Here is a 25,731-nt window from a genome sequence, read left to right on the forward strand (position 1 = left end):
TTATGCCACCTCGCAGATATCGAGGATGGTCAGCATGTAGACGCGGATCATGTCGAGGAAGTCGATGGTATCGACGCGCTCGTCCGGCATGGTGTTGTACCGGCCACCCGGACCGCAGACGATGCCTTCCATGCCAAGTTCATGATAGAGATGGCCAGCATCGGTGCCGTAGAAACGCGTGGGGGTGATAGCACCGGTTGGCTGCTTTTCGCCGCGCACGGCTTCGTAAGCGGCATTGATCGACTTGACGATGCGGCTATCCGGCGAAACCTCGAAAGGCGGCATCAGCGGGCGGCCTTCGATCATGTCCGGAACGAGCTTGGCCCGAAGCCCGGGGAAACGGCCTTCGAGCAGGCGCAGTTCAGCTTCGACGTCTGCCAGCACGCTCTCCTGCGTCTGGCCCGGCGCATAACGCAGCGAACCGCGCAGGCGGACGAAATCGGCCACCTGCGGCGGACGCCATTCGGCAAAATCGCGGCCGAGCGCGCCATGAACGACGCCGACATGGCCACGATTGATCGAGCGATGTTCATCGCTCTTGGCGCCGCTGAAGGTCATCGCATTGATGCGCGGAATGATATCGCAGGCGGCTGCAATCGCATCGACGGATTCCTCGCGCTTCGACAAATGACGCGTGTCGCCGGTCAGTTCGATCACATAGCTGAGTGCCGCCGCATGCATGGTCACGGCAACGAGATCGCTCGGCTCGCTGTTGATGAAATAGTCGGCCTTCACGCCGCTCCTGATCGCCGCCAGCGTGCCTACGCCGCCCTGCAATTCGCCGACGACGAAGGTCAGGACCACATCGCCCTTCAGCTTGACACCGGCATCGAGCAGGGTCTTTACCGCGCAGAAATAGGCCGCATCACCGGCCTTCATGTTGGACACGCCGATGCCGTAGATGAACTTGTCGTCGACCAGGCCGGCATAAGGATCGACCGTCCAGCCTTCGGTCACCGGGTTGGTGTCGAGATGGCCGTTGAACAGCAGGCTCTTGCCCCCGCCCTCACCTTTCAGGCGACCGATCGTGTTGAAACGGCGGCCTTCGTCAAACGCCTGAAGCTCGGCCTCGACGCCGATCTTTTCGAGTTCCTTGGCCATCCAGCGGGCGAGATCCTTCTCGCCTTCGGTCTCCGAATGGCTCTTGTGCTGGACCATTTTCGACAGGAAATCGAGGCAGGCCTTTTCGTCGATCCGATCCACGAGGGACTTCGGGTCCATTGTCATGCTCCTTGATGCAGTATCACTTGTATTGGTCATTGAAATTGGGCCGCCGCGCGCGGCACCGCTTCGATCAGCCGGCGGGTATAGTCGGCCCGGTCAGGGCTATCGATCTCGTCGGCCTTCACCACCTCGATCAGATCGCCGCGATACATGACGGCGATCCGGTGGGCGATCTGGCGGATCAGGTTGAGATCATGGGTGATGAACAGATAGGCCGTGCCGCTCGCCTTCTGCAGTTCGAGCAGAAGCTCCACCACGGAAGCCTGAACCGAAACGTCGAGCGCCGAGGTGATCTCGTCGCAGATGACCAGCTTCGGCTTCGAGGCAAAGGCACGGGCAATTGCCACACGCTGTTTCTCGCCACCGGAAAGCTGGTGCGGATAACGGTTGGCATGGGTGCGTGGCAGGCGCACCTGTTCCAGCATGTCGCCGACCTGCTTTTCGAGATCGCTCCCATCACCGAACAGTTTCAGCGGCCGCGAGAGGATCTCAAAGATCTTCTGGCGCGGATTGAGCGAGGCATCCGGATGCTGGAAGATGATCTGCACGTCCTTGCGATAGGCATTGTCCATATCGCCGAGATGCCTGATCTCACGCCCGTCGAACCAGATCTTGCCTTCGAACCGGTTGAGGCCTGTCATGGCCTTGGCAAGCGTCGACTTGCCCGACCCGCTCTCGCCGACGATGCCGAGAATCTCACCCGGATTGACGCTGAGGCTGATCGCGTTATTGCCGGTAACACGATCGGTCTTCTTGCCGATCAGTGCCGCGAGGAACGACTTGCGGCCGAAATGCACGCTGACATTCTCGACCTTCACCAGCGGCTTTTCGGCCACGACCACATCCTCCTTCACCAGACGATGAGCCGGGTCGGGAACGGCGTCGATCAGCTCGCGGGTATAGTCCTGCTGCGGATTGGTGAAGATGTCGCGGACCGTGCCCTGCTCGACGATATCGCCACGCTTGATCACGGCCACGCGGCTTGCCGTGCGGGCAACCAGCGCCAAATCATGCGAGATATAGAGCGAAGCGACACCCGTCTCGGCCTGCAACTCGACGAACAGATCGAGGATCTGCCGTGAGGTGATCACGTCGAGCGCCGTGGTCGGCTCGTCGAAAATGATGCATTCCGGGTTGCAGGCGAAGGCCGACGCGATGACGACACGCTGCTTTTCACCACCGGAAACCTCATGCGGCATGCGGTGCATCATCTGCGCCGGCGTCTTCAGCCCCACATGGGCCAGCCGTTCCTCGCCTTCCTTCCACGCCTGCTGGCGGGTGAGGCCGCGGTGGCGAATGAGAACTTCGGCCAACTGCGTGCCGAGCGACAGCGTCGGGTTGAGTGACGTGCTCGGGTCCTGAAACACCATGCTGATGCGCCGGCCGCGGATGGCCTCCATCTGCCGTTCGGATTTATCGAGCAGGTTGTCGCCGCCGAGCAGGATTTGCCCGCCCGGTTCACGGGCATTTTTCGGCAGGTAGCGCATGATCGACCATGCGAGCGAGGTCTTGCCTGAGCCGCTTTCGCCGACGAGGCCGAGGATTTCGCCGCGGTTGATGGCGAGATCGATGTTTTTCAGCGCGTGAAACGTGCCGTTAGCGGTCTCGTAATCCAGCGAATAGTTCTCGATGGAGAGCACCGGCTTGTTCTCGGTATTTGTCATGGGTGTCACCTCAGGTCCGCGGATTGAGGGCATCGCGGAGACCGTCGCCCAGAAGGTTGAAGCCGACGGCGACGATGGCGATCGCCACGCTCGGCCAGATCAGGATGCCAGCCGACATATGCATGTAGCGGCGGGCTTCCGAGACCATCAGGCCCCATTCAGCAGCCGGCGGCTGTGCGCCGAGACCGAGGAAGGAGAGCGTCGCAAACAACATCACGGCAAAGGACACACGAATGGTCATCTCGACGATGATCGGCGCGATCACGTTCGGCAGCATTTCGCGGCGGATGATGTAGCCGGAGCTTTCGCCGCGGGCGATTGCCGCATTCACATAATCCTGCTTGCGCACCGACAGCGCCACGCTTCGGGTGATCCGGGCCATGCCGGGCGCGAATGCGATAGCAACAGCGACCAGCGCGTTGACCGTGCTGGAGCCGAGCAGGTTGACCACCAGTAGCGCAAACAACAGGCTCGGGATCGACATGACCGCATCGATGGTACGCATGATCAGCTCGTCGGCGCGGCCGCCGAGGAAGGCGGAAGCGGTGCCGATCAACGCGCCGATCAGCGTCCCGGCGATGGTCGCCAGAACCGCCATGACGACGGTGGCGCGGGCGCCGATCAATAGCCGGCTGAAGATATCACGGCCATACTGATCGGTGCCGAGCCAGTAGGCGGCACTGGGCCCCTTGTAGCGGGCGAGCGGCGACAATTTTTCCGGATCATACGGCGCGACCAACGGGCCGAACACAACGATCGCGAGGACCAGCACCACGAGGAAGGTGCCGATCGCGCCTTGCGGCGTCTTCAGCAGGCGTTTCATGAACTCAGTCATACTGGATCCTCTTGTCGAGCCAGGCATAGAGGATGTCGGCAATGAAATTGACGATCGAATAGGTGGCAGCCATGATCAGCACACCGGCCTGGATGGCAGGCAGGTCACGCGCCTGGATGGCGACGATCAGCTGGCGTCCGATACCGGGAATGGCGAAGATTTCCTCGACGACAATAACGCCGCCGAGAAGATAACCGACATCGAGCGCGACGATGGTGATGGTCGGCAGAAGCGCATTGCGCAACGCGTGGTGGCGCAGCACGTGACCGCGCGACAGGCCTTTAAGCCTTGCGGCGCGGATATAGTCCGTATGCAGCACATCGACGAGTTCGGAGCGCACCATGCGGGACACGTGGGCGATCAGGATGATCGAGATGACGCAGACCGGTAGCACCAGATGCGCGATACCGCCGAAGAAATCCTCCGTCAGCGGCACGTAACCGGTCGGCGGCAGCCACTTCATCCAGTCGGCAAAGAGAAGAACGGCGATCGTTGCCGTAACGAATTCGGGAAGTGCTACGCCGGCATAGGAAATCAGGCTCACCACCATGTCGGCGATCTTGCCGCGACGGATGGCGGCGATGATGCCGAGCGGAATGGCGAGGATAAGCATCAGGCCGATCGAGAAGAAGGCCAGAATGAGGGATCGACCAAGCGCTTCGAACATGGCGGGGCCAACCGGTTGGCCGGTGCGCAGCGAGGTGCCGAGGTCACCCTGCACGACATGCCAGAGCCAGGTCGCATATTGCTGCCAGATCGGCGCATCGAGACCCATCGTCTGGCGCAGCGCATCGAGCGCTTCCGGGGTGGCGTTTTCGCCCAGCATCATCACCGCCGCGTCGGCGGGCAGGATCTGGGTAATGGCAAAGACGATCAGCGACACGACAAGAAGCGTGTAGACGATCATCACCAGCCGCTTGGCTATATAGTTCGGAGACAGGGGCGTATTCCTTGGTCAAGAGGGCCGGACGCCATCAAGGCGCCCGGCGATATTGGCGGTCGGATGGATCAGCCGCGCTTCGGTGCCTTATCGGAAAGCGAAGCGTAGTCGAGGCGATAGACGGATGCGCGCGGATGGGCTTCGAAACCTTCGACCCAGCTGCGCTTGGCGGCCAGAACGTCGAAGAAGGACGGGATGATCGAGGGAACTTCCTCGTTCATGATTTCCTGTGCCTTGGTGTAAAGCTCGGTGCGCTTTGCCTCGTCGGTCGTGCCGCGGGCTTCGCCGACCAGCTTATCGAATGCCTTGTTGTTCCAGCGCGTCTCGTTCCAGGCCGCATCCGAGGTGTAGAGCAGCTTGAAGATGCCATCCGGGGTCGGCTGCATGTTGTAGAAGCCGACGTAGAACGAACCCTTCTTCCATACCTGCTCCAGATAGGTCGCATGCGGCATGGTCTGGACATTGATGTTGATGCCGGCTTCCTTGGCCATTTCACGCAGTGCGACGGCAAGCTGGGTGCGCACCGCCGGGCGGTCGGAGGCGATCAGGGTTGCTTCGAGACCATTCGGGAAACCGGCCTCAGTGAGAAGCTTCTTGGCTTCGGCGATATTGGCCTCACGCTGTTTGACCTGTTTGAAGAACCGGTAGGACGGGTTGAGCGGCGTGTCGTTTCCGATCGTGCCGAAACCTTCGGTGACGAAACCGACCATGGCTTCGCGGTCGACGGTCAGCGCGATGGCACGGCGGACGCGCGGATCGTTAAACGGTGCCGTGTCGCAACCGAAGTTGATGTTGCAGAACTGGCCAGACGGCGTGCGCAGCGTGGTAATGCCGTCATTGCCATCGACGCGCATGAATTCCGGCGGCTGGATGGTGGAGATGATGTCGATATCGCCGGACAACAATGCAGAGCTTTCAGCCGACGTGTCCGGGAAGACATGCACTTCGACGCGGTCGAGATAAGGGCGTGCCGGGTCGTAATACTTTTCGTTGCGCTCGACGACGATCAGGCGGTCCGGCTCGTAGGAAACGAGCTTGAACGGGCCGGTGCCGATGGCCTTGGTCGACAGGCTTTTCAGGTCGCCGGTGGCAATGGCGGCCGGAATGATACGGGCATTCGTATAAGCCATAGAGACGGGCAAGTCGGCATAGCCGCCGGAAAGCTTGAACAGCACGGTCGCATCGTCGACGGCGACGATATCGGCGATCGGGCCGACATTGTTGCGGCCCGGCGAAGCCGTTGCCGGATCGAGGATCGCCTTGAAGGTCGCGACGACATCCTTGGCGGTGAAGGCGGAACCGTCATGGAAGGTAACGCCTGTGCGCAGCTTGAAGGTCCATTCGGTCAGCGCATCGTTGGCGCTCCAGCTCTCGGCCAGATCCGGCTCGACAGACATGTCGACGCGTAGGCGCGTCAGGTTGCTGTAGAGCAGCTCAGTGACGAGATATTCTGGGTTGACGCGAGTAAGCAGCGGATGAATGACGCTTGCCGCCTGGTCGACAGAGATCTTCAGCGTGCCGCCCTTGGCCGGCGTCGCTTGGGCAAAGCTCATCGAAGGTGCTGCAAGGATGGCGGCGGTGCCCGCGAGGAAGAAGCGGCGTTTCATTTCCAGCATGTTTCAGTTCCCTTGGTTATTTGCTGCGGTTTTCAGGAATGGCGTATTTCTGGGATCGAATCGGCGGCAAAATCCGCCGCGAGATAGGCGAGAATGCTTTTGGCGAGCGCGATAATGTCCTGCCGAGTCGTGTGTTCTTCCGGGCTGTGGATGCAGCTTTCCGGCCGGCCGAGGCCGCCGAGCAGCACTTCGGGGCCGAAGCCAGCCTTCTGCACGTAACCGAAGTCCGAACACGAGGCCGCGCCCCATTTGGCAAAGTCTTCTTCGCCGTAGCCGAAACCTTCCGACAGCGCCTTTTGCCAGCGCGGCCAGTGCGGGCCGTCCGGATCATCGGTCGGGATCAGGTGGCCGACGAGATCGACGGCGAGCTTGAGATCCGTTCCGGCAAGGCAGGTGCGGATCGTGGCCTCGATCTCGGCGCGCGCCGCTTCATAATTTTCTTCCGGCGCATAACGACGCGAAACAAGGATCTTGATTTCTGCCGGCACCTGCCCGCCCGCCGTCCCGCCATTGACCGCCGCAATCGTCAGCGATGGCCGAAGCGGGCCGGTCGCATGCGGCGGCGGCGCGAGCTTCGATTCCCGCTCAGCGACGATGGGCTTCAGCGCTGCAAGCGCGTTCAGCACCGGCAATGCGCCTTCGATGGCGTTGAGGCCTGCGCCAGTCCTGTTGCCCTCGCCTGCATGCACTGCATGGCCGGTGATGGTCACCTGCAGATTGAAGATACCGAAACAGCCGGCCCAGACACGCGGCGCAGCCGAGCCGTTGAAATTCAGGATATGGCCCTTCAACATGCCCTGTTCAGCGAGATAGCGGATGCCCGGATAAAGGCCGCCTTCCTCATCGGTGCAAAGCAGCAGCATCGGATCGTAGGCAAGCGGCACGCCGCATGATTTGGCGGCGTGCAGCGCTAGAAGCGTTGCGGCGATCGTGCCCTTCATGTCGGCAGCGCCCAAACCATAGAGATTGTCGCCCTCGATCGTCAGAGAGAGCGGGTCGCGCGTCCATCCGGGCGCGACCGGAACCGTATCGACATGATAATAAAGACCACAGACCGGCTTGCCGGTCTCGCGTGTCGCAACCAAGTTCGTACGCTCGCCGGATGCCGGACCACCGGCAACATGCCAGAGGTCGCGCGGTACCGTCACACGCTCAAAATCAAAGCCAAGCGGCGTCAGCAATTCGCTCATCAGATCGGCAAATGGCCCATAGCCTTCGCCTGGCGGAAAGGACGTATCGACCGCAACCATGCGTGACAAATCCCGAACCGCGATCTCGACATCGCGCTCAATCGCTGTCATGGCAGACGTAAGAGGGTCATGATGAAGATCGGGCTGCGGCACGGTCATTGTGGTATCCTCGGCCTCCGGCGCTCGCCTCCTCAGCTTGCGCTTTAATATAAACTATATAGTAATACTGCGTAGATCGGGATAGCGAGTCAACTCCAAAGAAGAGGCAAATAATTGCCGGAATTGCCCAATATATCATCAGATGCCGGAAAGCTCGGCGAGCTTTCATTACCGCTTTATGAAGTGGTTAAGCGGCAGATCACGGAAGCGATCATGATCGGCAAACTTGAGCCAGGGTCGGTTCTGCCTAGTGAAGTGGCATTGTCGCAAACCTACGGGGTCGCCGTCGGCACCATCCGTCGTGCCCTCATGGATCTCACCAATGACGGCATCCTCAGCCGCCGCCGCAAGACCGGCACGGTCGTCACCGGCCGCAAGCCGCAGCACAGCCTTCGCTTGTTTTTCCAGTATTTTCGCCTTCACGGTCTCGATGGCTCGCTGAGCAAGTCGGTAACAACGGTGACCTCACTTGATCATGCGACGGCATCCGCAGATGAGGCTGGAAAGCTGCAGATCGAAAAAGACGCGCCAATCGTCCGTTTCCATCGTTTCAGAAGCATCGATGACCGACCGATCATGCACGAGACACTCACCCTCTCACGCGAAAAGGTGCCGAATTTTCCGGAGAGGAAAGAGGATATTCCGTCGCTGTTTTACCTGCATCTTCTGGAACATCACGGCCTTCGCATATCTGCGGTGCGCGAACAGATCGGCGCTGATCTTGCCAACGAGGATGATGCCCGCTGGCTGGATCTGAAACTGCCGGCAGCCGTGCTCACCATCGATGAAATAGCCTATGACCAGATGGCAGTGCCCGTGCTGATTTCGGCGCACCGGGCAACGACCGCCAACCATCGTTATGTCAACGAAGTCCAATGATCTCGACGCCGGACCGATATCTCGGTCCGGCTGATACCACCCTGTTCAATAACCCTCGTCACAAAGCCTTGCGACCTCATCGATCGTCAGCGCATCGATACCGAGCGCCGGCAGAAGATCATTCTGTCCCGGCAGGTCGTGGCCGGTCGCGGCCGACATCATCGCAATTCCCGCATCATGCAGCATCGTCGGCTTGCCGGCGAGACGACCGAGCAACGAGGTCGGCACGAGGCCGAAGGGCACGTCCTCGTAGATGTAGCGACTGTCGACCGTCGTCGGGCCAAAGCCGCCGCGACCTTCCGCATGCATCTGCTGGTTCATCTCCGACACGCTGCCCATCGGCACATGGAAGGACAGCGAGAAGTGCTCGCGCACGGTGCGCACAGACAGGCCGAGCGTCCCGGCAATCGCAAGCCGCTCCTCGTCGAGTGTCTCGATGACGCGACCGACGGTCGGGGTAATGTTGTCGCCCTGTCCCCAGGTCTCGCCCTTTTCCATGCGGGTAAGGTTGAGCAGCGCAATGCCAAGGTGGTTCTGCGGGTTGAGGTTGCTGAGCGAAATCGCCATCACGCCATCGCGCTTGACGAAACGATCGCCGAAAAGCTCGGTGCAAAGCGCATGCCCTGCATCGATGTCGGATTTCGGCAGGGTGGCGATATCCACCTTCTGGCGAACCGTATTGACCTTCACCGTCGTCATATCCGGCTGCACCCGGCCGGTCAGAAGCGTCGTACCCCAGACGCTGATCGGCAGTTTTACGCCACGCGCGGCAAGTCCCTTCGAGAGATAAAGCGCGCCAAAAGAGCAATGCGAGGAGATGATCACCGGCTGACCGGATTTGAGATACGGAATTGCGGCATCGAACGCGGCCTTGTGGCCGTAACCCGGCAACGCGACGACGATGACATCGGCAGAGGTCACCGCCTCTTCGCAATCCTTGGCAATGCGCACCCGGCCGGAGAAGTCGAAGGCACCATTCGCGGTCAGTTCGGCTCCGTCGGCGAGCGCCTGCGCGCTCTTTCCGGATGGTGACCACAGCATGGGGTCATGGCCTTCCTTTGCAAGATAGGCGGCCATTCCGAATGCGATCGATCCGGCTCCGAGGATACTGACGCGCATGGTTTCTCCTTGATGATTGAGACGATTTATAAACGTAGGGGTGGGCGCTACATGTATTTGGTCGGCAGCGCCGTTGTAAACTTCATTTCCTCCATGGCGATGGAAGAACTCAGGTCGGAGAATTCCAGCCGGCTGATCAGGTTCTTGTAAACCTGGTCGTAGACATCGATATCTGGCACCACGACGCGCAGCAGATAGTCGGCATCGCCGGTCAGCCGATAGGCCTCGAGAATTTCGGGGATTTCCTTGATCTCTTTGCGGAAATCGTCGAGCCAGGTCGTGGTGTGTCGCGGCACCTTCACCGAGATGAAGATCGTCATCGGCACATTTGCCATACGTCGGTCGATCAGTGCCACCTTGGAGCGGATCAGCCCAATATCCTCCATCCGCTTGATCCGGCGCCAGCAGGGCGTATGCGACAGGCCCACCTCTTCAGCGATCTCGACAACCGATTTTTCGGCATTCTGTTGAAGGATTTCGATGATCTTCCGGTCGATTTGGTCAAACATGACAGCTCCGGGATAAAATTGCGCTTTGACAAGTTTGCGTGGGAATTTTTTCCATTCGTCGCCGCAGCAATAGGGGATGATTGTTCGCACAGGAGCGTATCGAGCGATATTTTGCGCGCACTCCACCCTCCCGGCGGATGGACATCCGCCCAAAATCCATGCAGCGATGATCAAAATTTAAACGATCCAACAATTCTGTCAAATCATCCTATCAAATTCGTGATTTGCTAGGATGACATTGCAATATCAATCTGATCATTGTCAAAAAAAGCAATCCGTCTCCATGCCTGTTTGTCTACCCTCTTTCCAAACACAACAACCTGATGGGTGGAAAGATGAAAAGGATTGGTCTGATCGGTGGCATGAGCTGGGAAAGCACTGCTGTCTATTACCGTCGCGTCAACGAGCAGGTGCGCGAGCGGCTCGGAGGGTTAAATTCTGCGGACGTGGTAATGCGTTCTGTCAATTTTCAGGATATCGTAACCCTTCAAAAACTGGGGGCCTGGGAACAGGCGGCAGGCGAATTGAGCAAGGTGGCGAGAGATCTGGAACAGGCTGGCGCGGACATGATCCTGATCTGCACCAACACGATGCATCTTCTGGCGGACGACGTGCAGAACTCCGTCGACGTGCCGCTGCTGCATATTGCCGACGTGACCGGCGAGGCCGTGACGGCCGCCGGCTGCAAACGGCCGCTGCTTCTCGCCACACGCTACACGATGGAACAGGATTTCTACCGTCGCCGGGTGGAAGACAAGTTCGGCCTGGACGTTCTGATCCCCGATGCGGAAGACCGGCAGGACGTCCACGACATCATTTTCGGCGAATTGTGCTGCGGCGTCGTCAAGAGCGCCTCGCATCAGCGCTATCTGGATATCGTCGCCAAGGGCAAGGCGGCCGGTGCCGACAGCGTCATCCTGGGCTGCACCGAGATCGGCCTTCTGGTGAGCGCCGACGATTTCGACATTCCGACATTCGATTCGACCCTGCTGCATGCCGATGCCGCGGTCGACATATCTCTTGCGGCGGCCCGAGCGGCCAAGGCGGAAACAGGGCTGGCAGCGCCGATACACTAACTGGGGGTGTGAAGTCTGCAATGCCTAGGGGAACCCGGACAGGAAAGTAAGGAGACTGACATGCGAGACTTCACACAGACACGCCGTTCGACGCTCAAGATGCTGGCCGCTGGGACCGGCATCCTGGCTGCACCGTCGATCATCCGCCCTGCGATGGCGCAGAGCAAGGTGGTCAACATCACCACCTATGACAAATTCGTTCCCCAATCCTTCATCGACCAGTTCCAGAAAGATACCGGCATCGAAGTCCGCATCCGCCTGACCGACGACCAGGGCAAGCAGTACAATCTGCTTGCTGCTGAAGGCAACGCGCCGTCCACCGATATCGTCACCGTCACCGGCCATCGCCTGTCGCAGTTCATCACCTCCAACCTCCTGTCCCCGCTCGACACCGGCCGGATCGGAAACTGGAACAAGCTCGCGCCTGCCTATGCCGGCGCGCCGCAGCTGACCATCGACGGCAAGACCTATGGCGTGCCGCTTCTCGCCGGGTTCGAAGGTCTCGTGCGCAACACCGATTACACCAAGGCTTCCGACAGCTGGGACATCATGTTCGACGAGCAGTACAAGGAACTGACGTCCTACATCGTCTCCGACTTCCTTTCGATCACCATGAAGTATCAGGGCACCGACGGCGATTACGTCACCTATGAGGGCAAGGAAGCCGAAGCGCTTGCAGCCACCAACAAGGCCCGCGACTACCTGATCAAGAACAAGGGGCAGGTCCGCAAATATTACGATGCCGGTTCCGAAGTGCAGCAGATGTTCGTCAACGAGGACATCTATGTCGCGCAGGCATGGTCCGGCCCGGCCGCCAAGCTGATCATGGACGGCCACCCGATCGAACTTTCCATCCCGAAGGAAGGTACCTACGGCTTCCTGTACTCGTTCAACGTCGTCAACAACGCGCCGAATGCGGAAGCGGCCTATCAGTTCCTCAACGCCATGCTGGCCTCGCCGGAAATCGGTGCGGCGATGACCCGCCAGTCCGGTTTCGCGTCGGCCTTTGCCGGTGTCGACACGGTCCTGACCGACAAGGAACGCGCTGCCATGACACTGCCGGACGAACAGATGCAGCGCATCCAGTTCTTCAGCTCTAAGAACCGCAAGATGAAGAACGACATGATCGACAAGGCTTCGGCCGAAGTTAAGGCCGGCTGAGCCGCCCATCCGTGACACCGACGGCCGGTCCCACAACAGGGACCGGCCGCTCGGAACTGCAGTCAAAAGCAAAAAGACGAATGGGAACGTAATGATGGTCGACAGTAGTATGAGCGACACCGCGAAAGTGTCTCCAAGGGCCGGCCCCTCCTATGCCGGATGGATCGGCAAGCTGGCGAATTCGCCGATTTACGCCGCAACGATCGGCCTCATCGCCAACAGTCGCATGGCCCGCCTCGCGCTGCTTCTGGTAATCCCGCTGGTCTGGATCATCACGCTCCATATCGGCCCGATCTACCAGATGGCCCGTATCAGCATAATGGACAACTATCCGCCGGCACCGGGCGGCGCGATCTACACGCTCGACAACTACCGACTGTTCTTCCAGGAACCGCTCTATTTCATGCCGTTCCTGCGCAGCATCGTATTTGCCGTCTGCGTCACCGCCACGACGCTGGTCGTTGTTTATCCCGTCGCCTATTACGTTGCCAAAGTGGTCAAGCCGGAAAACCGCACCCGTGCCCTGCTGCTGCTGCTGACGCCCTTCTGGGCCGGTGAGCTGATCCGCACTTTCTCGGTCATCATGTTTCTGGCAAACCGTGGCGCCGTGAACGTCTTCCTGCGCGAGATCGGCTTCATCGATCGCCCGATCATCCTGCTCTACAACTATTTCTCGTTGAGCTTCGGCGTCATCTACCTGATCTCGCTGTTCATGCTCCTGCCGCTCTATTCCGCGATCGAAAAGATCCCCACCTCGCTGGTCGACGCAGCAGCGGATCTCGGCGCGGGACCATGGCAGCGTTTCCGCCGGGTTATCCTGCCCTTGTCGAGGGACGGCATCATCTCGGGCTGCAGCCTCGTCTATCTCACCTCGATCGGCGTCTTCGCCGCCCCGCTCCTTCTCGGCGGGCCGAACTCGACGATCTTCCCGGAAATCATCGCCAGCCTGTTCCATGGCTCCAGCGACAAATGGCCGGAAGGTGCCGCCTTCTCCATCCTGATGCTTGCCGTCTCGCTATCGACGGTCGGTCTGTTCATGCGTGTCGTCGGCGGCCGTACCGTCAAGCTGATGTGAGGATCTGACCCATGCGCACGTATTTTTCCGACTTCCCCAAAACCGCGCTTCAGGCCTCCTACTGGCTGTTCGTCATCTACCTGCTCCTGCCGCTGGCGCTGATGATGGCGATCTCCTTCAAGGATGCCAATTTCGTCGCCTTCCCGATCGATAAGTGGACGCTCAAATGGTATGCGCAGGTGCTGCAGGACAAGCAGTTCCTCGAAGCCTGTGCCTATTCGATCTTCATCGCCCTGATGACGACGCTGTTTGCGACGATCGTCGGTGTGTGGATTGCGCTGCTGATCACCACCGAGGGCATGATCGCCCGCTCCGTGATCTTCGCACTCGCCTGTCTTCCGGCGGTTGTGCCGGGCCTGATCAATGCCATCTCGATGCGTATCTTCATACGCGTTCTGGACATCCCGACCGGCACCGGGGCGATCATTCTCGGGCATACCGTTCACGCCGTGCCCTTCGTCGTCATCATGGTGCTGACCCGGCTGCGTTCGATGCCGAACAATCTCGTCGATGCGGCCCGTGATCTCGGTGCCGACAGTTTTGTTGCCTTCATGCGCGTCACGCTGCCTTATCTGGCACCGGCGCTCGCCGGCGGCATGGTCTTCTGCGTGCTTACCAGTATCGACGATTTCGTTCGTACCTTCTTCCTGGGCGGTTACCAGACCACCCTTCCCATGCTGATCTTCGCCAAGGTGCAGGGCGGCATGTCACCTGAAATCAACGCCATAGCGACCCTCGTGCTGATCGTAACCGCAGCCGTCGGGCTTTATGCCGAACATCTCACCCGCCGTTCGAGGACCCGATAGCCATGCAGCCAGTCGTTCATTTCCGTAACGTCAACAAATCTTACGGCTCCTCGCTCGCGGTCGACAATCTCGATCTCGCCATCGAACCCGGCCAGTTCGTCACCCTGCTCGGCCCCTCCGGCTGCGGCAAGTCGACGACGCTGCGCATGCTCGGCGGCTTCGAGACGCCGACGTCCGGCGAGATCTTTCTCGACGGCCAGGAGATCAGCAAGCTCCCGCCCAACAAGCGCAACGTCAACATCGTCTTCCAGGACTATGCGCTCTTTCCGCATCTCAACGTCCGCCGCAACGTCGCCTTCGGTCTGGAACTGAAGGGCATGGCATCCGACGCCATCCACAAACGCACGATGGAGCTTCTGTCGCTGGTCAAGCTCACCGATTTCGCCGAGCGCATGCCGGGTCAGCTTTCCGGCGGCCAGCGCCAGCGTGTCGCGCTGATGCGCGCACTTGCACCCAACCCGAATGTCCTGCTGCTCGACGAGCCGCTGTCCGCGCTCGATGCAAAACTGCGCCAGCAGATGCAGATCGAACTCAAGTCGATCCAGAAAACCACCGGCAAGACCTTCATCTTCGTCACCCACGACCAGGAAGAAGCGCTCACCATGTCGGATGTCGTCGTCGTCATGAATGCCGGCCGCATCGAGCAGATGGGCGACCCCCATACGCTTTACGCCAAGCCGCGCAGCCGCTTCGTCGCCAACTTCATCGGCGAGACGAACTTCATCGAAGGCAGGCTGAAGGCCATCGATGGCGGTCTGGCCGCCATCGAATGGAACGGCAGCGTTGTCCATGCGAACCTCAACGGTCAAAGCCCGGCGGTCGGCAACACGGTTGCAGCAGCGCTGCGCCCGGAAGCAATTTCCATCCTGTCGCAAAAGCCGGCCAACACGATTGCCGTTTCCGGCCGCATCACGCAGAGCATCTTCAAGGGCGATCATACATCGCTGACCGTCAGCCTGGCGAATGGCCAGTCGGTTGTCGCCCAGCTCGATCCGGTGGCGCTTTCGGCCATAACCGGCGACGATGTCTGGCTGACATGGCGCGAGAACGACGCCGTGGTGCTGGCCGACTGACCATGACAGCCGGCATCCCCGGCATCTTGCCCGGCCGTGTCACGCGGCCGGCAACACCGAATATTTGAACCGAACAGGACCTGACAAATGAGTCCCGAACCGATCCGCAGTTTCAACGATCCAAAGCTTGCCGAACTGAACGCCCGCGTTGCGCAGGACCTCGAATATCTGAACTATCCGCCCGCCAACTGGTCGCCTGCTTCGGCCAAGGTTGATGGCAGACCGGTCAGCGACGTTGTCATCATCGGTGGCGGCATGTGCGGTCTCGTCGGCTGGTTCGCGCTTTCCCGCGTCGGCATCCGCAATATCAGGATCATCGACAAGGCGCCGAAGGGTCGCGAAGGTCCGTGGAAAACCTTCGCCCGCATGGAAACCCTGCGCTCGCCGAAAACGCTGCTCGGGCCGGCAGCCGGCATGGCGTCATTGACTTTCCGCGCCTGGTATACGGCGCTTTTCGGCATCGCCAAGTGGGAAGAACTGTACCGGATCCCCCGCCCAATGTGGATGGATTACCTCGACTGGTACCGCGACGTCCTCTCCATTCCGGTCGAAAACGGCATCAACGTCACCCGCATCGTCCCGCGTGAAGACGGGCTTCTGGAGCTTGAAATCGCCGGCGGCGCTGAGAAGCCGATCCTTACCCGCAAGCTCGTTCTGGCGACCGGACGCGATGGCCTCGGTGCCGCTGAAATCCCCGGCTTCGTCGAAGGCATGCAGCGCGGCAAAAGCTGGGCGCATTCGGCCGACGAGGTTGATTTCACCACCCTCAAGGGCAAGCGCGTCGTCGTCATCGGCGTCGGCGCATCCGCCGTCGATAACGCAGCGGAAGCACTCGAAGCCGGTGCCGGCGAGGTCCGCCTTCTCGCCCGCCGCAAGAAGATGCCGACGGTCAACAAGCTGATGGGCATCGGCTCCTACGGCGTCACCGCCGGGTTCCCGAAGATCGATCCGAAATGGCGATGGCGCCTGATGGATTATTCGACACGGCAGCAGACCCCCGCCCCGCACGGTTCGACGCTGCGCGTCAGCCGTCACGCCAATGCCTTCTTCCATTTCGATTGCGGCATTGCTTCGATGAAGGAGGAAGGCAGCGAAGTGGTCATCACCACGACGAACGGCCGCATCTTCCGCACCGATTTCGTCATCCTCGGCACCGGCTTCACCGTCGATCCGCTGGCCCGCAGCGAACTCGAACCCTACAAGGATCAGATCGCCTGCTGGGAAGACCGCATCACGCCGCCGGCTGACGAGAAACACCCGAGCCTTGGCCGTTTCCCCTGGCTGGAGGACGATTTCGCCTTCACCGAAAAGACGCCGGGCAAGGCGCCCTGGCTGAAAAACATCCACTGCTTCAACTACGGTGCGACGATGAGCCTCGGCAAGGTCAGCGGCGATATCCCGGCAATCAGCGAAGGTGCGCAATGGCTTGCCCGCGGTGTGGCTGCCGGCCTGTTCATCGACGATATCGACTACCACTGGGAAGCCCTGCTGGCTTACGAAAAGCCGGAACTCGACGGTTCCGAATGGGTCGATGCCGACGCCGATCTCCCCGAACAGAAGACAGCTTGAGGATAATCATGCGCAAGACAGTCTATTATTACCACGCCCTCAGTTCTCCGTGGGCCTATCTCGGCTGGCCGCAGTTCAAGGCGCTGATCGAAAAACACGATCTCGACGTTGTGGTGCGCCCGACGCGCATCGTCACGGAAAACGGTGGCGTACCCTTGCGCTCCCGCCCGCAGCCGCGTCAGGATTATCACGCGGTCGAACTCGATCGCTGGCGCAAGCGTCTCAACATGCCACTGGTGCTCAAGCCCAAATATTACCCGACCAATAACGAATTTTCCGCGCGCATGGTAATCGCCGCCGACAGGCTCGGCCTGCCGTCGCTGGAACTCAGCCACGCCCTTCTTCACGCTCTCTGGAGCGAAGAGCTGGACGTGACCCAGCCGGATGTCCGTATCGACGTCGCCAACCGGCTCGGCCTTGACGGCGTCAAGCTGCAGGCGATGGAAGACCAGCCGGAAATCATGCAGGCCTGGCTCGACAGCCACGAAGAAGCCGGCAAGCGCGGTGTCTTCGGCACCCCGACCTGGATCTACAAGGACGTGCTCTATTGGGGGCAGGACCGCCTGGACTTTCTCGACGAAGCCCTTTCGCAAGATTGAGGAATAAAATCATATGACCACCGAAACGACTGTCGATGTGATCGATAAGGTGCTGGGCCTTGCCCCCGCCTCGCCGCTGCTTGCCCTGCGTGAACAGCGCGCCAAGCTGAGGCACCTCACCCAGACGAGCTATGTCGCGGCACTCCACCCCACCGATCCGCGCAATTTCTCCTATGCGGAGCGTGCAGCTTTTGCCGCCCGCATGGCCGCACTCTGGACCTCGCAGGAACTTCAGGCCCATTACCGCGACGTCGCCGCGACGGAAGGCGCGAGCGGCGATGTCCTCTCGATTGCTGATCCCGCATGGAAGCCGGAAGACGAGGCAAGCCGCCTCGCCGTCATCCTGCGCCATGTCGATCTGGTGACGAAGAACCCGAAGGCTGCCACCCGCGAAAACATCGAAAAGCTCTATGCCGCAGGCCTCGACGATCGCGATATCGTCACGCTCGCCGGCATCATCGCTTTCGTCAATTACCAGGTCCTGGTCGTCGCCGGCCTGAAGATGCTGAGGGACAACTGACATGTCTGACGCGGTTCATGAATTCACCCTCGATGCGCTCGAATGGCAGCCTTACGTCAAGCCGGTCGACCTGCAGACGGCGACGCCCGAACAGCTGGATGCGCTGAAGGTCACGCCGTCCAATACCAAGGTGTCCGCCTATGTGCTGGTGCTGGCGCAGGAAACCGAGATGCTGGCCGAGCGCTCGCCGCTTTTCAACGATATCATGTATAGCGATGGCGGCCTGTCGCGCGGCGGCCGCGAACTCGGCGCGCTTGCCGCCTCCTTCGTCAACCACTGCATCTATTGCGCCCAGGTTCACGCCAACCGTTTCATCCAGCTGGAAAAGCGGCCGGAAGTGGTGGAGGAAATCTACCAGAACGGTCTCGAAGCCGATCTCGGCGAATACGATCAGGCGCTGTTCAATTTCGGCGTCGATCTGACCGCCCATCCGGATAATGTCGGGGTCTACCAGTTCTACCACTTGCGCGAGACCGGCCTGAGTGATCTTGAAATCCTCGACCTTATCCATTCCGTGGCGATCTTCGGCTGGGCCAACCGGCTGATGCACACGCTCGGAGAACCGCATCGGAAAGACTAAGTGGCAACCGCGACGAGCGCAGACACCGCACCCTCCTTCGGGGTTACCCATCGCGAAGTGCTGCGCATCGCGATCCCGATGATGATCGCCCATTTCTCGACCCCGCTCGTCAGCCTCGTGGCGACGGGCGTGATCGGGCAATTGGGGCAGGAGGCGCTGATCGGCGGCGTGGCGCTCGCCGCCGTCATTTTCGACGTGCTGTTCGTCACTTTTAATTTCTTACGCGGCGCGACGACCGGCTTTACCGCCCAGGCTTTTGGCGCCGGCGACCGCCGTTATGAGCAGCGCATGCTTCTCGGCGGCCTGACCATTTCCATGGTCGCCGGCCTCGCCATCCTCCTCCTCCACGTCCCGATCGGCAATCTCGGCCTCACCGTGCTCGGCGCCGATGGTGCGGTCGCAGACGCCGCAAAAGTCTATTTCTCCTGGCGCGTCTGGTCGGCCCCTTTCGTGCTGTTCAATTTCGTCGCCTTCGGCTGGATCATCGGCCGGGGTGATGCGCTCACGGCCATGCTGCTGCAGGGCCTGCTTAACGGCCTCAATCTGGGCTTGAGCATCTGGTGGGTACTCGGTCTCGATGGCGGCGTTGCCGGCCTTGCCATCGCCAGCCTCGTCTCGGAAATCGTCACAGCACTTGCCGGTGCAATCATCATCCTCTGTCGCACCGACAGGGCCAGCTGGAACTGGCCGGATCTGAAAAGCCTGCGACGACTCTTCTCGGTCAATGGCGACATGATGATCCGCTCGTTTGCGCTGCTGATCGGGCTTTCCTTCTTCACCCGCCAGAGCGGCGAACTCGGCATCGATATCCTCGCCGCCAATACGATCCTCCTGCGCTTCTACTTTTTCGGCGTCGCCTTCCTCGACGGCATCGCGACTGCGGCCGAACAATTGGCCGGCCGTGCCGTCGGAGCCAGAAACCGAGCCGCCTTCGACCGTATGATAAAACTCACCACTCTCTGGGCGCTGGTTTTCGGTGCGCTTGTTGCGCTGTCCTTCCTCGCCGGCGGCTGGTGGGTCATCGATCTGGCATCCCCCAATGCGACGGTCGAACAGCTGGCCCAAGGTTTTCTGCCCTATGCCGCGATCATGCCCTTGGTCGGCGCCATCGCCTTCCAGATGGACGGGGTTTATATTGGCGCGACATGGTCACGCGAGATGCGCAATCTCATGCTCTTGTCGCTCGCCACCTATTTTGTCGCCTGGGCCGTTCTGCAGCCGCTCTTCGGCAATCACGGCCTGTGGATCGCGCTGCTTCTCTTCCAGAGCGCCCGCAGCATCGCCTTCCGCCTGATGCTGCCGAAACTGACGGCGAGAACGCTCGGATAGGGCCTATCTCATCCTCACCCCAGCGATGATGCGTGCCTGAAGGGAGGCTCCTCCCCCTCGGCGTCGTGCTCCTTCACGCCCTGTATCATCTCGTCGGTCACGCGGATCTCTGCTCCGATCGGCGACATCGCCGTAGCCGGCGCGAAAGGCGCAACCTGCGTGGCATCCGGCCGCGCGCCACGCCGCCAGATGAAGAACACCACCATCAGGATGTTCAGCACCGCCAGCGACCAGAACAAACCCGATGCCCCAAACGCGCTCATCACAGCAGAGATCGAAATCGGGCTGATCGCCGAACCAAGCGAATTGACCAGCAACATGCCCTGTATCATCGGCACCAGCGATGCCGCCGAGGCCCTGTCCGCCGAAAAGCTGATCGATACGGGATAGATCGCAAAGATGCCGCCACCCAACAGGAAAAGGGTAATCATCAGGGTCGTTGGGCTATGCGGCAGAAACAGGATCGCGGCGCAGAGCAGCAGGCAGGCAAAGGCGAGCGTGATCAGCACCACGCGCCGGTCCTGGTTGTCCGACCAGCGCCCGACGGGATATTGCAGCACCATCGCGCCGAGAATGACACAAGCCATCATCATCCCGACCTCATCCACCGGCATGCCATTCGTCTGCAGATAGAGCGGAAAGAGCGTATAGACGGCCGCGATCGCTACACCCGATCCGAAGCAGCCGATCACGCCGCTCGGCGACATCTGAAACAGCTGCAGGGGTTTCAGCGCCTCCACCCGTTCCATCAGCGGCATTTCGCGCGGCAGGATCACGATCGGCAGAACCGACAGCGAGGCCAGCATCGCGGCCGCGATGAAGGGTGCGAACTCGCCCAGCCCGTCGACCGTTCCCAGCAGCGCCTGCCCGACTGCACCCGCGCCGTAGAACGCGATCATGTAGAGGGCCAGAAACCGGCCGCGCACGGTCTGGTCCGCAACCAGCAGCAGCCAGCTTTCGATCACGAGAAAAACGCCGACCGTCGTCCAGCCATAGATCAGCCTGACGAGGATCCACAGCATCCAGTCGGCAGACAGAACCTGCATGAGAATGCTGACGACGCCGAGCGAGGCAAAACTGGCATAGGCGCGAATGTGCCCGATCCGCACGATCAGCCGGTCATGAAACATCGCCCCGAGCGTCAGCCCGACAAAATACGCCGAGGACACCACACCGATCATTGCCGGCGAGGCGCCCGCAGCATCGAGTCGCAGAGTGGTCAGCGACGACAGAAAACTGTTGCCAACGCTCAGGATGAAAAGGCCGAGAAGCGGCGCCATCACCGTCGTCAGGGTTTGCCTCGACATGAAGGTCTCGTTTTTATGATTTTTAAAAATGGCGATGCCTGATCCCGGCATCTCGCCTCGCCGTGGCGGTAACTACGACCGCGAATATTGTGCAGCGTGATCGACACGAGATCGTCAGCGCCTTGGTGCCTGGCTTCTTACACGGAAATCAACCCATGGATGCTTGAGACGGCGAATGGTGGTGCCCGTCCCGAATGTTCAAAATTCGACGTCTGTGTCGTCTGATTGCGACAATACTTCTTGCCTGAAAACGGCATCATCATGTCGCAAATGCATCAATCCGCAATTGCTTGAATTTGAGGTCGGATCAGTCGCCGAGAAGCTGGCGGTCATCGCCATCGCGGTTGCGCACCAGTTCTTCCTTGATCGCGCGCAGCGATTTCAGCGCTCTGGTGCGATCGGCATAGGCGACCATGTTGGCGAGAATGTCGACCGCCGCCAGATAGGCATAACGTGTCGAGGTCGGCCGAAAGATGTTCTTGCCCTCGGGCATCTCAATGGCGATCACCAGATCCGCAGCGCTGGCGACCGGCGAACCGCCCTGCGTCATCACGATAGTCGGGATCGAGCGCTCGCGCAGTAGGTTGAGGCAATGGACAAGCCCCATGTCGCGGCCGGTAAAGGACGAGCCGAAAACGACAGTGCCCGGCTGAGCCGCTGCCGAAATCATCAGGTTCATCCCATGGTCGCTGGATGCATTGACCCGGCAGCTGAGACGAAACAGCCGGTTATGCAGCTCGTTGACGATCATTGCCGAATTGCCGCTGGCACCGAAAGCCTGGATGAACTCGGCAGCCCTGAGCATCTGTGCCGCCTTTTCGATCACTTCCAAATCGAGCTGGCGGTGGACCTCGAACAGCGCGTTCTGCGCCTTCGACACGATATCCTGCGCTACTTCCTCGGCCGTCGCGGTGGGTGCTTCCGGCGTCAGGTAACGCAGGCCGACATAGGCGAGTTTTGCAAGCTGCACCTTGAAATCGGAATATCCCTGGCAACCCAGCCGCCGGCAGAAACGCGTCACCGTCGGCGGCGAAACGCCGGCCTTTTCCGCCACCTCGATGATCGACGCATTGACGACGAAATCGACATTTTCCAGCGCGAACTGGGCAAGCTTCGCCTCCAGCCCGGAAAGCCGGCCATCCTGATCGGAAAGGGCATGAAACAGATCCATTCGGTCTTCCCTTCAGATTGGCAGCACTAGAAAAATGCATGCGCCTGTGAAAATGAATTTCACTGTCTGGTAATTTGATAGCATAATGCCCGCCAGCATCAACGAAACTCGGCTGTTTCAAGAAAATAAAAACAACCTTCCCGCGCCGATGCCGCTTCAGGCACGGTCGCTTCATCCCGATGAGGTCTCTCCATGAACTATCCCTGGCCCGAACCCGGCACGCCGCTCAATGAGGTTGCAACCCCGATGCCGGTCATTGACGAGGCGCGGCTTGCCGCCAACATCGCCCGCGTTCAGGCCTATTGCGAAAGCCATGGCAAGGCGTTCCGCCCGCATATCAAAACCCACAAGATCGCAGCCGTCGCCCGCCAGCAGGTGGAAGCCGGGGCCGTCGGCCTCAACTGCCAGAAGGTAACCGAGGCGGAAGTGTTTGCCGATGCCGGTTTTAACGACATCCTGATCACCTATAACATTCTCGGCGCAGCAAAGCTCGCCCGCCTCAAAGCGCTCAATGCCCGCGTCGCGAAACTCGCCGTCGTTGCCGATAGCGAGACGACGGTCGCAGGCCTTACGGCAACGTTCGATGCCGACAAGCCGCTGACCGTGCTGATCGAATGCGACACCGGCGCAAAACGCTGCGGCGTGCAGACACCGGAAGCAGCCGTGGCACTCGCCGAAAATATCGCGGCTGCACCGGGCCTCCGTTTCGGCGGCATCATGACCTACCCGGCCACCGGTGGTGCCGAGCAGGTCGAGGCTTTCATGTCGAAGACCATGGCGCTGCTTGCCGAAAAAGGCATCGATTGCCCTGTCCGCTCCAGCGGCGGTTCGCCGGACCTGTTCTTCGCCCATCTCGTGCCGTCTGCCACCGAACATCGCGCCGGCACCTATGTCTATAACGATCGCAGCATGGTCCGCGCCGGCCATTGCACCGATGACGATCTCGCCATGCACATCCTCGCCACCGTCGTTTCCCGCCCGGCCCCGGACCGCGCGGTTCTCGACAGCGGTTCCAAGGCGCTGACATCCGATCTTCTCGGCTTTTCGGATTACGGTTCGATCGCCGGCTACGAAGGTGCAAAAATCGTTTCGCTTTCGGAAGAACACGCCGTGGTCGATATTTCCGGCTGCACCACGCCCTTCCCGGAGATCGGCGCCCAGGTGAAGGTCGTGCCGAACCATACCTGCGTCGTCACCAATCTCTTCGACCGCATGGTCTTCCACAAGGACGGCTTGGTCACGCGGGTTGAAAATATCGATGCCCGCGGAACGGTCTGGTAAGGCCCGTCTTGAAAATTTTTCTCGCGCCGACCCGATAGGCAGCGACCCCGCTGCCACGGTTCAAGCGACATGATGAAAATCGGGCGCCTGTCGAGGGCGCCCTTTTTCATGGCGGATTTTCTCTCCGCAGCTAGTGCCCCATGTTCACGGCTAGGGAAATCATTGATTCAAAACGGATTGCGGTTGCGACAACGCACGCAGCGGAGTCCGGCATCTCCAGCCGGCATGAAAATTTTCCGCGAAATTCCCGTTCAAGAAAATAAATTACACAAAATAGTGCGAAATCTGAAAATCCATTGACTTGACTTTGATTTGGCGCATTATGAAGAAAATAAATTACACCGAAACGGTGAGCGGGCGAACTTGAGGAAAACGGGAAATCGAATGATCCGAGAGCATCACGACTGTCGCTAAGCGACATCCAGGCGGTAGCTCCGGCAGACTTCAAATCAGCACAACATGGCAACGGCATTCGGGCACGGCAGCGTCGCCCTGAGGCCGAAGTGTATTCGGATAACAAGACATGCGCATCTTCACCGCCTCGCTGGCGACCGAAACGAACACTTTTTCTCCCGTGCCGACGGATATGAACGCCTTCAAGGCGGCGTTTTATGCCGGACCGGGCGAACATCCCGATACGCCGACCCTGTGCTCCTCCGTCGTCCCGATCTTGCGCCGCCGCGGCAAGGCCGAGGGTTTCACCGTCATCGAGGGCACATCCTGCTGGGCCGAACCCGCCGGCCTCATCCAGCGCCAGACCTACGAGACGCTGCGCGACCTGATTTTGGCAGAGTTGCAAGCCGCCCTGCCCGTCGAGGGCGTCGTTCTCGGCCTGCACGGTGCGATGGCAGCCCAAGGCTATGACGATCCCGAGGGCGATCTTCTTTCACGCGTCCGCGAAATCGTCGGCCCCGATGTGCTGATCGCCGCCGAATTCGATCCGCACAGCCACCTCACCGCCCTGCGCGTTGCCAACCTCGACATCATGGCCGCCTTCCTCGAATTCCCCCATACGGATTTCGAACAGCGTGGCGAGCATGTGGTGGAACTCGCGCTCCAGGCGCTGCGTGGAAAGATCAAGCCGGTCATTTCCACCTTCGACTGCCGGATGATCACCATCTTCCCCACCAGCCGCGAGCCGATGCGCTCTTTCGTCGATCGCATGCAGGCGATGGAAGGCAAGGACGGCATCCTGTCCGCCTCCGTCATCCACGGCTTCATGGCTGGTGACCTGCCCGACATGGGCACCCGCATCGTCGTCGTCACCGACAATGACAAGGAGAAGGGCGACGCACTGGCCGCAAAACTCGGCCGCGAACTCTACAGCCTGCGCAAGACGACCGCGATGCCGATGTTCGATACGGAGGCCGGCCTCGACAAGGCCATCGCCATTCGCGCCGCGCATCCGGAAAAACCGGTCACCATCGCCGATGTCTGGGACAATCCCGGCGGCGGCGTGGCGGGCGACGCCACCTATATCCTGCGCCGGATGATGGAACGCGGTATGGACGATTTCGCCGTGGCCACCATCTGGGACCCGATCGCCGTCACCTTCTGCCATGCGGCGGGTGAAGGCGCGGAACTGGCACTGCGCGTCGGCGGCAAGTCGAGCCCGGAAGGCGGCGATCCGCTGGATCTGCGCGTCACCGTCAGACAAGTTTTCGATGCCGGCTGGCAGAGCTTTCGCAATTCGCGTGTCACGCTCGGAAGCGCCGCCGTCATTCGCCCGGTCGGCACCAATATCGATATCGTGCTGATCACCAGCCGCACCCAGACTTATGAGCCGGATATCTTCGCCAATCAGGGCATCGATTTCGCGCGCAAGTCCTACATGCTGATCAAGTCGACCAACCATTTCTACGCAGGCTTCCAGCCGGTCTCGTCAGAGATCGTCTATATCGCCGCGCCGACCTCCTATCCGACCAACCCGGCGACAACGCCCTATCGCAAGGCGAGCCTGAAGCTCTGGCCGCGCGTGGCCGATCCGCTGGGACTGGATGCCTGAAATCCCGGCCGGACAGGAAAGCCGGCCGCTATATTAAACGCAAC

At 60.4% G+C, this 25,731-nt stretch carries 23 protein-coding genes; 13 read left to right on the forward strand and 10 right to left on the reverse strand.

The genetic code is table 11. The annotated features are described in order from the left end of the window. From ACI3K0_RS22300 to ACI3K0_RS22325, 6 genes are all read right to left on the reverse strand, one after another. Positions 1-1,221: a M20 family metallopeptidase gene (locus ACI3K0_RS22300; protein ID WP_404946280.1), complete on the reverse strand. Its 1,221-nt coding sequence runs from the start codon at positions 1,219-1,221 to the stop codon at positions 1-3. Between the two features lie 35 nt (positions 1,222-1,256). Next, complete coding sequence (locus ACI3K0_RS22305; protein ID WP_183685516.1) at positions 1,257-2,888, reverse strand: ABC transporter ATP-binding protein; 1,632 nt, start codon at positions 2,886-2,888, stop codon at positions 1,257-1,259. Between the two features lie 10 nt (positions 2,889-2,898). Beyond that, complete coding sequence (locus ACI3K0_RS22310; protein ID WP_148146670.1) at positions 2,899-3,723, reverse strand: ABC transporter permease; 825 nt, start codon at positions 3,721-3,723, stop codon at positions 2,899-2,901. Beyond that, positions 3,716-4,663, reverse strand: a complete 948-nt coding sequence (locus ACI3K0_RS22315) for an ABC transporter permease (RefSeq protein ID WP_148146671.1) — start codon at positions 4,661-4,663, stop codon at positions 3,716-3,718. The genes ACI3K0_RS22310 and ACI3K0_RS22315 overlap by 8 nt, the downstream gene beginning before the upstream one ends. A 68-nt stretch (positions 4,664-4,731) precedes the next feature. Further along, complete coding sequence (locus ACI3K0_RS22320; protein WP_206828551.1) at positions 4,732-6,279, reverse strand: ABC transporter substrate-binding protein; 1,548 nt, start codon at positions 6,277-6,279, stop codon at positions 4,732-4,734. A gap of 32 nt (positions 6,280-6,311) precedes the next feature. After that, a complete protein-coding gene (locus ACI3K0_RS22325; RefSeq protein WP_206828553.1) occupies positions 6,312-7,628 on the reverse strand; it encodes a M20 family metallopeptidase in 1,317 nt (438 codons plus the stop codon). Positions 7,629-7,742: 114 nt separating this feature from the next. Here ACI3K0_RS22325 and ACI3K0_RS22330 point away from each other — a divergent pair, with 114 nt between their 5' ends. Then, positions 7,743-8,507: a GntR family transcriptional regulator gene (locus ACI3K0_RS22330; protein ID WP_183685522.1), complete on the forward strand. Its 765-nt coding sequence runs from the start codon at positions 7,743-7,745 to the stop codon at positions 8,505-8,507. 45 nt (positions 8,508-8,552) lie between these two features. On the opposite strand, the gene ACI3K0_RS22335 is transcribed toward ACI3K0_RS22330, so the two are convergent. Further along, the gene (locus tag ACI3K0_RS22335; RefSeq protein ID WP_183685524.1) at positions 8,553-9,626 is read right to left on the reverse strand and encodes an NAD/NADP-dependent octopine/nopaline dehydrogenase family protein; all 1,074 of its coding nucleotides are present in this window, start codon (positions 9,624-9,626) and stop codon (positions 8,553-8,555) included. Positions 9,627-9,673: 47 nt separating this feature from the next. Then, complete coding sequence (locus ACI3K0_RS22340) at positions 9,674-10,135, reverse strand: Lrp/AsnC family transcriptional regulator (protein WP_148146678.1); 462 nt, start codon at positions 10,133-10,135, stop codon at positions 9,674-9,676. 335 nt (positions 10,136-10,470) lie between these two features. Here ACI3K0_RS22340 and ACI3K0_RS22345 point away from each other — a divergent pair, with 335 nt between their 5' ends. The 10 genes from ACI3K0_RS22345 to ACI3K0_RS22390 all read left to right on the forward strand — a co-directional run bounded on the left by ACI3K0_RS22345 (position 10,471) and on the right by ACI3K0_RS22390 (position 19,923). After that, complete coding sequence (locus tag ACI3K0_RS22345) at positions 10,471-11,211, forward strand: aspartate/glutamate racemase family protein (protein ID WP_183685526.1); 741 nt, start codon at positions 10,471-10,473, stop codon at positions 11,209-11,211. A gap of 60 nt (positions 11,212-11,271) precedes the next feature. Then, positions 11,272-12,372 (forward strand): extracellular solute-binding protein, encoded by a 1,101-nt coding sequence (locus ACI3K0_RS22350; protein ID WP_183685528.1) that lies wholly within the window; start codon positions 11,272-11,274, stop codon positions 12,370-12,372. 94 nt (positions 12,373-12,466) lie between these two features. After that, positions 12,467-13,447 (forward strand): ABC transporter permease, encoded by a 981-nt coding sequence (locus ACI3K0_RS22355; protein ID WP_183685529.1) that lies wholly within the window; start codon positions 12,467-12,469, stop codon positions 13,445-13,447. 11 nt (positions 13,448-13,458) lie between these two features. Beyond that, positions 13,459-14,253: an ABC transporter permease gene (locus ACI3K0_RS22360; RefSeq protein ID WP_183685531.1), complete on the forward strand. Its 795-nt coding sequence runs from the start codon at positions 13,459-13,461 to the stop codon at positions 14,251-14,253. 2 nt (positions 14,254-14,255) lie between these two features. Further along, on the forward strand, positions 14,256-15,326 hold the full coding sequence (locus ACI3K0_RS22365; protein WP_183685533.1) for an ABC transporter ATP-binding protein: 1,071 nt from the start codon (positions 14,256-14,258) through the stop codon (positions 15,324-15,326). Positions 15,327-15,413: 87 nt separating this feature from the next. Next, positions 15,414-16,895, forward strand: a complete 1,482-nt coding sequence (locus ACI3K0_RS22370) for an NAD(P)-binding domain-containing protein (RefSeq protein ID WP_404946281.1) — start codon at positions 15,414-15,416, stop codon at positions 16,893-16,895. An 8-nt stretch (positions 16,896-16,903) separates the two neighbouring features. Beyond that, entirely contained in the window at positions 16,904-17,494 is a 591-nt protein-coding gene (locus ACI3K0_RS22375; protein WP_286195029.1) for a 2-hydroxychromene-2-carboxylate isomerase, read from the forward strand. A 13-nt stretch (positions 17,495-17,507) separates the two neighbouring features. Then, on the forward strand, positions 17,508-18,014 hold the full coding sequence (locus ACI3K0_RS22380) for a CMD domain protein (RefSeq protein WP_404946282.1): 507 nt from the start codon (positions 17,508-17,510) through the stop codon (positions 18,012-18,014). A gap of 1 nt (position 18,015) precedes the next feature. Beyond that, positions 18,016-18,594 (forward strand): peroxidase-related enzyme, encoded by a 579-nt coding sequence (locus ACI3K0_RS22385; RefSeq protein ID WP_148146691.1) that lies wholly within the window; start codon positions 18,016-18,018, stop codon positions 18,592-18,594. After that, on the forward strand, positions 18,595-19,923 hold the full coding sequence (locus ACI3K0_RS22390; RefSeq protein WP_404946283.1) for an MATE family efflux transporter: 1,329 nt from the start codon (positions 18,595-18,597) through the stop codon (positions 19,921-19,923). A gap of 14 nt (positions 19,924-19,937) precedes the next feature. On the opposite strand, the gene ACI3K0_RS22395 is transcribed toward ACI3K0_RS22390, so the two are convergent. After that, positions 19,938-21,230: an MFS transporter gene (locus ACI3K0_RS22395; RefSeq protein WP_286195030.1), complete on the reverse strand. Its 1,293-nt coding sequence runs from the start codon at positions 21,228-21,230 to the stop codon at positions 19,938-19,940. 307 nt (positions 21,231-21,537) lie between these two features. Beyond that, positions 21,538-22,401: a MurR/RpiR family transcriptional regulator gene (locus ACI3K0_RS22400; protein WP_183685539.1), complete on the reverse strand. Its 864-nt coding sequence runs from the start codon at positions 22,399-22,401 to the stop codon at positions 21,538-21,540. 192 nt (positions 22,402-22,593) lie between these two features. On the opposite strand from ACI3K0_RS22400, the gene ACI3K0_RS22405 reads away from it, so the two are divergent. Then, positions 22,594-23,682 (forward strand): D-TA family PLP-dependent enzyme, encoded by a 1,089-nt coding sequence (locus ACI3K0_RS22405; protein WP_148146696.1) that lies wholly within the window; start codon positions 22,594-22,596, stop codon positions 23,680-23,682. A 523-nt stretch (positions 23,683-24,205) separates the two neighbouring features. Beyond that, on the forward strand, positions 24,206-25,687 hold the full coding sequence (locus tag ACI3K0_RS22410; protein ID WP_148146697.1) for a M81 family metallopeptidase: 1,482 nt from the start codon (positions 24,206-24,208) through the stop codon (positions 25,685-25,687). Positions 25,688-25,731 lie beyond the last annotated feature (44 nt).

Origin of the sequence: Rhizobium sp. ZW T2_16 (genome assembly GCF_044987325.1) — a bacterium.
Lineage (GTDB): Bacteria > Pseudomonadota > Alphaproteobacteria > Rhizobiales > Rhizobiaceae > Neorhizobium > Neorhizobium cellulosilyticum.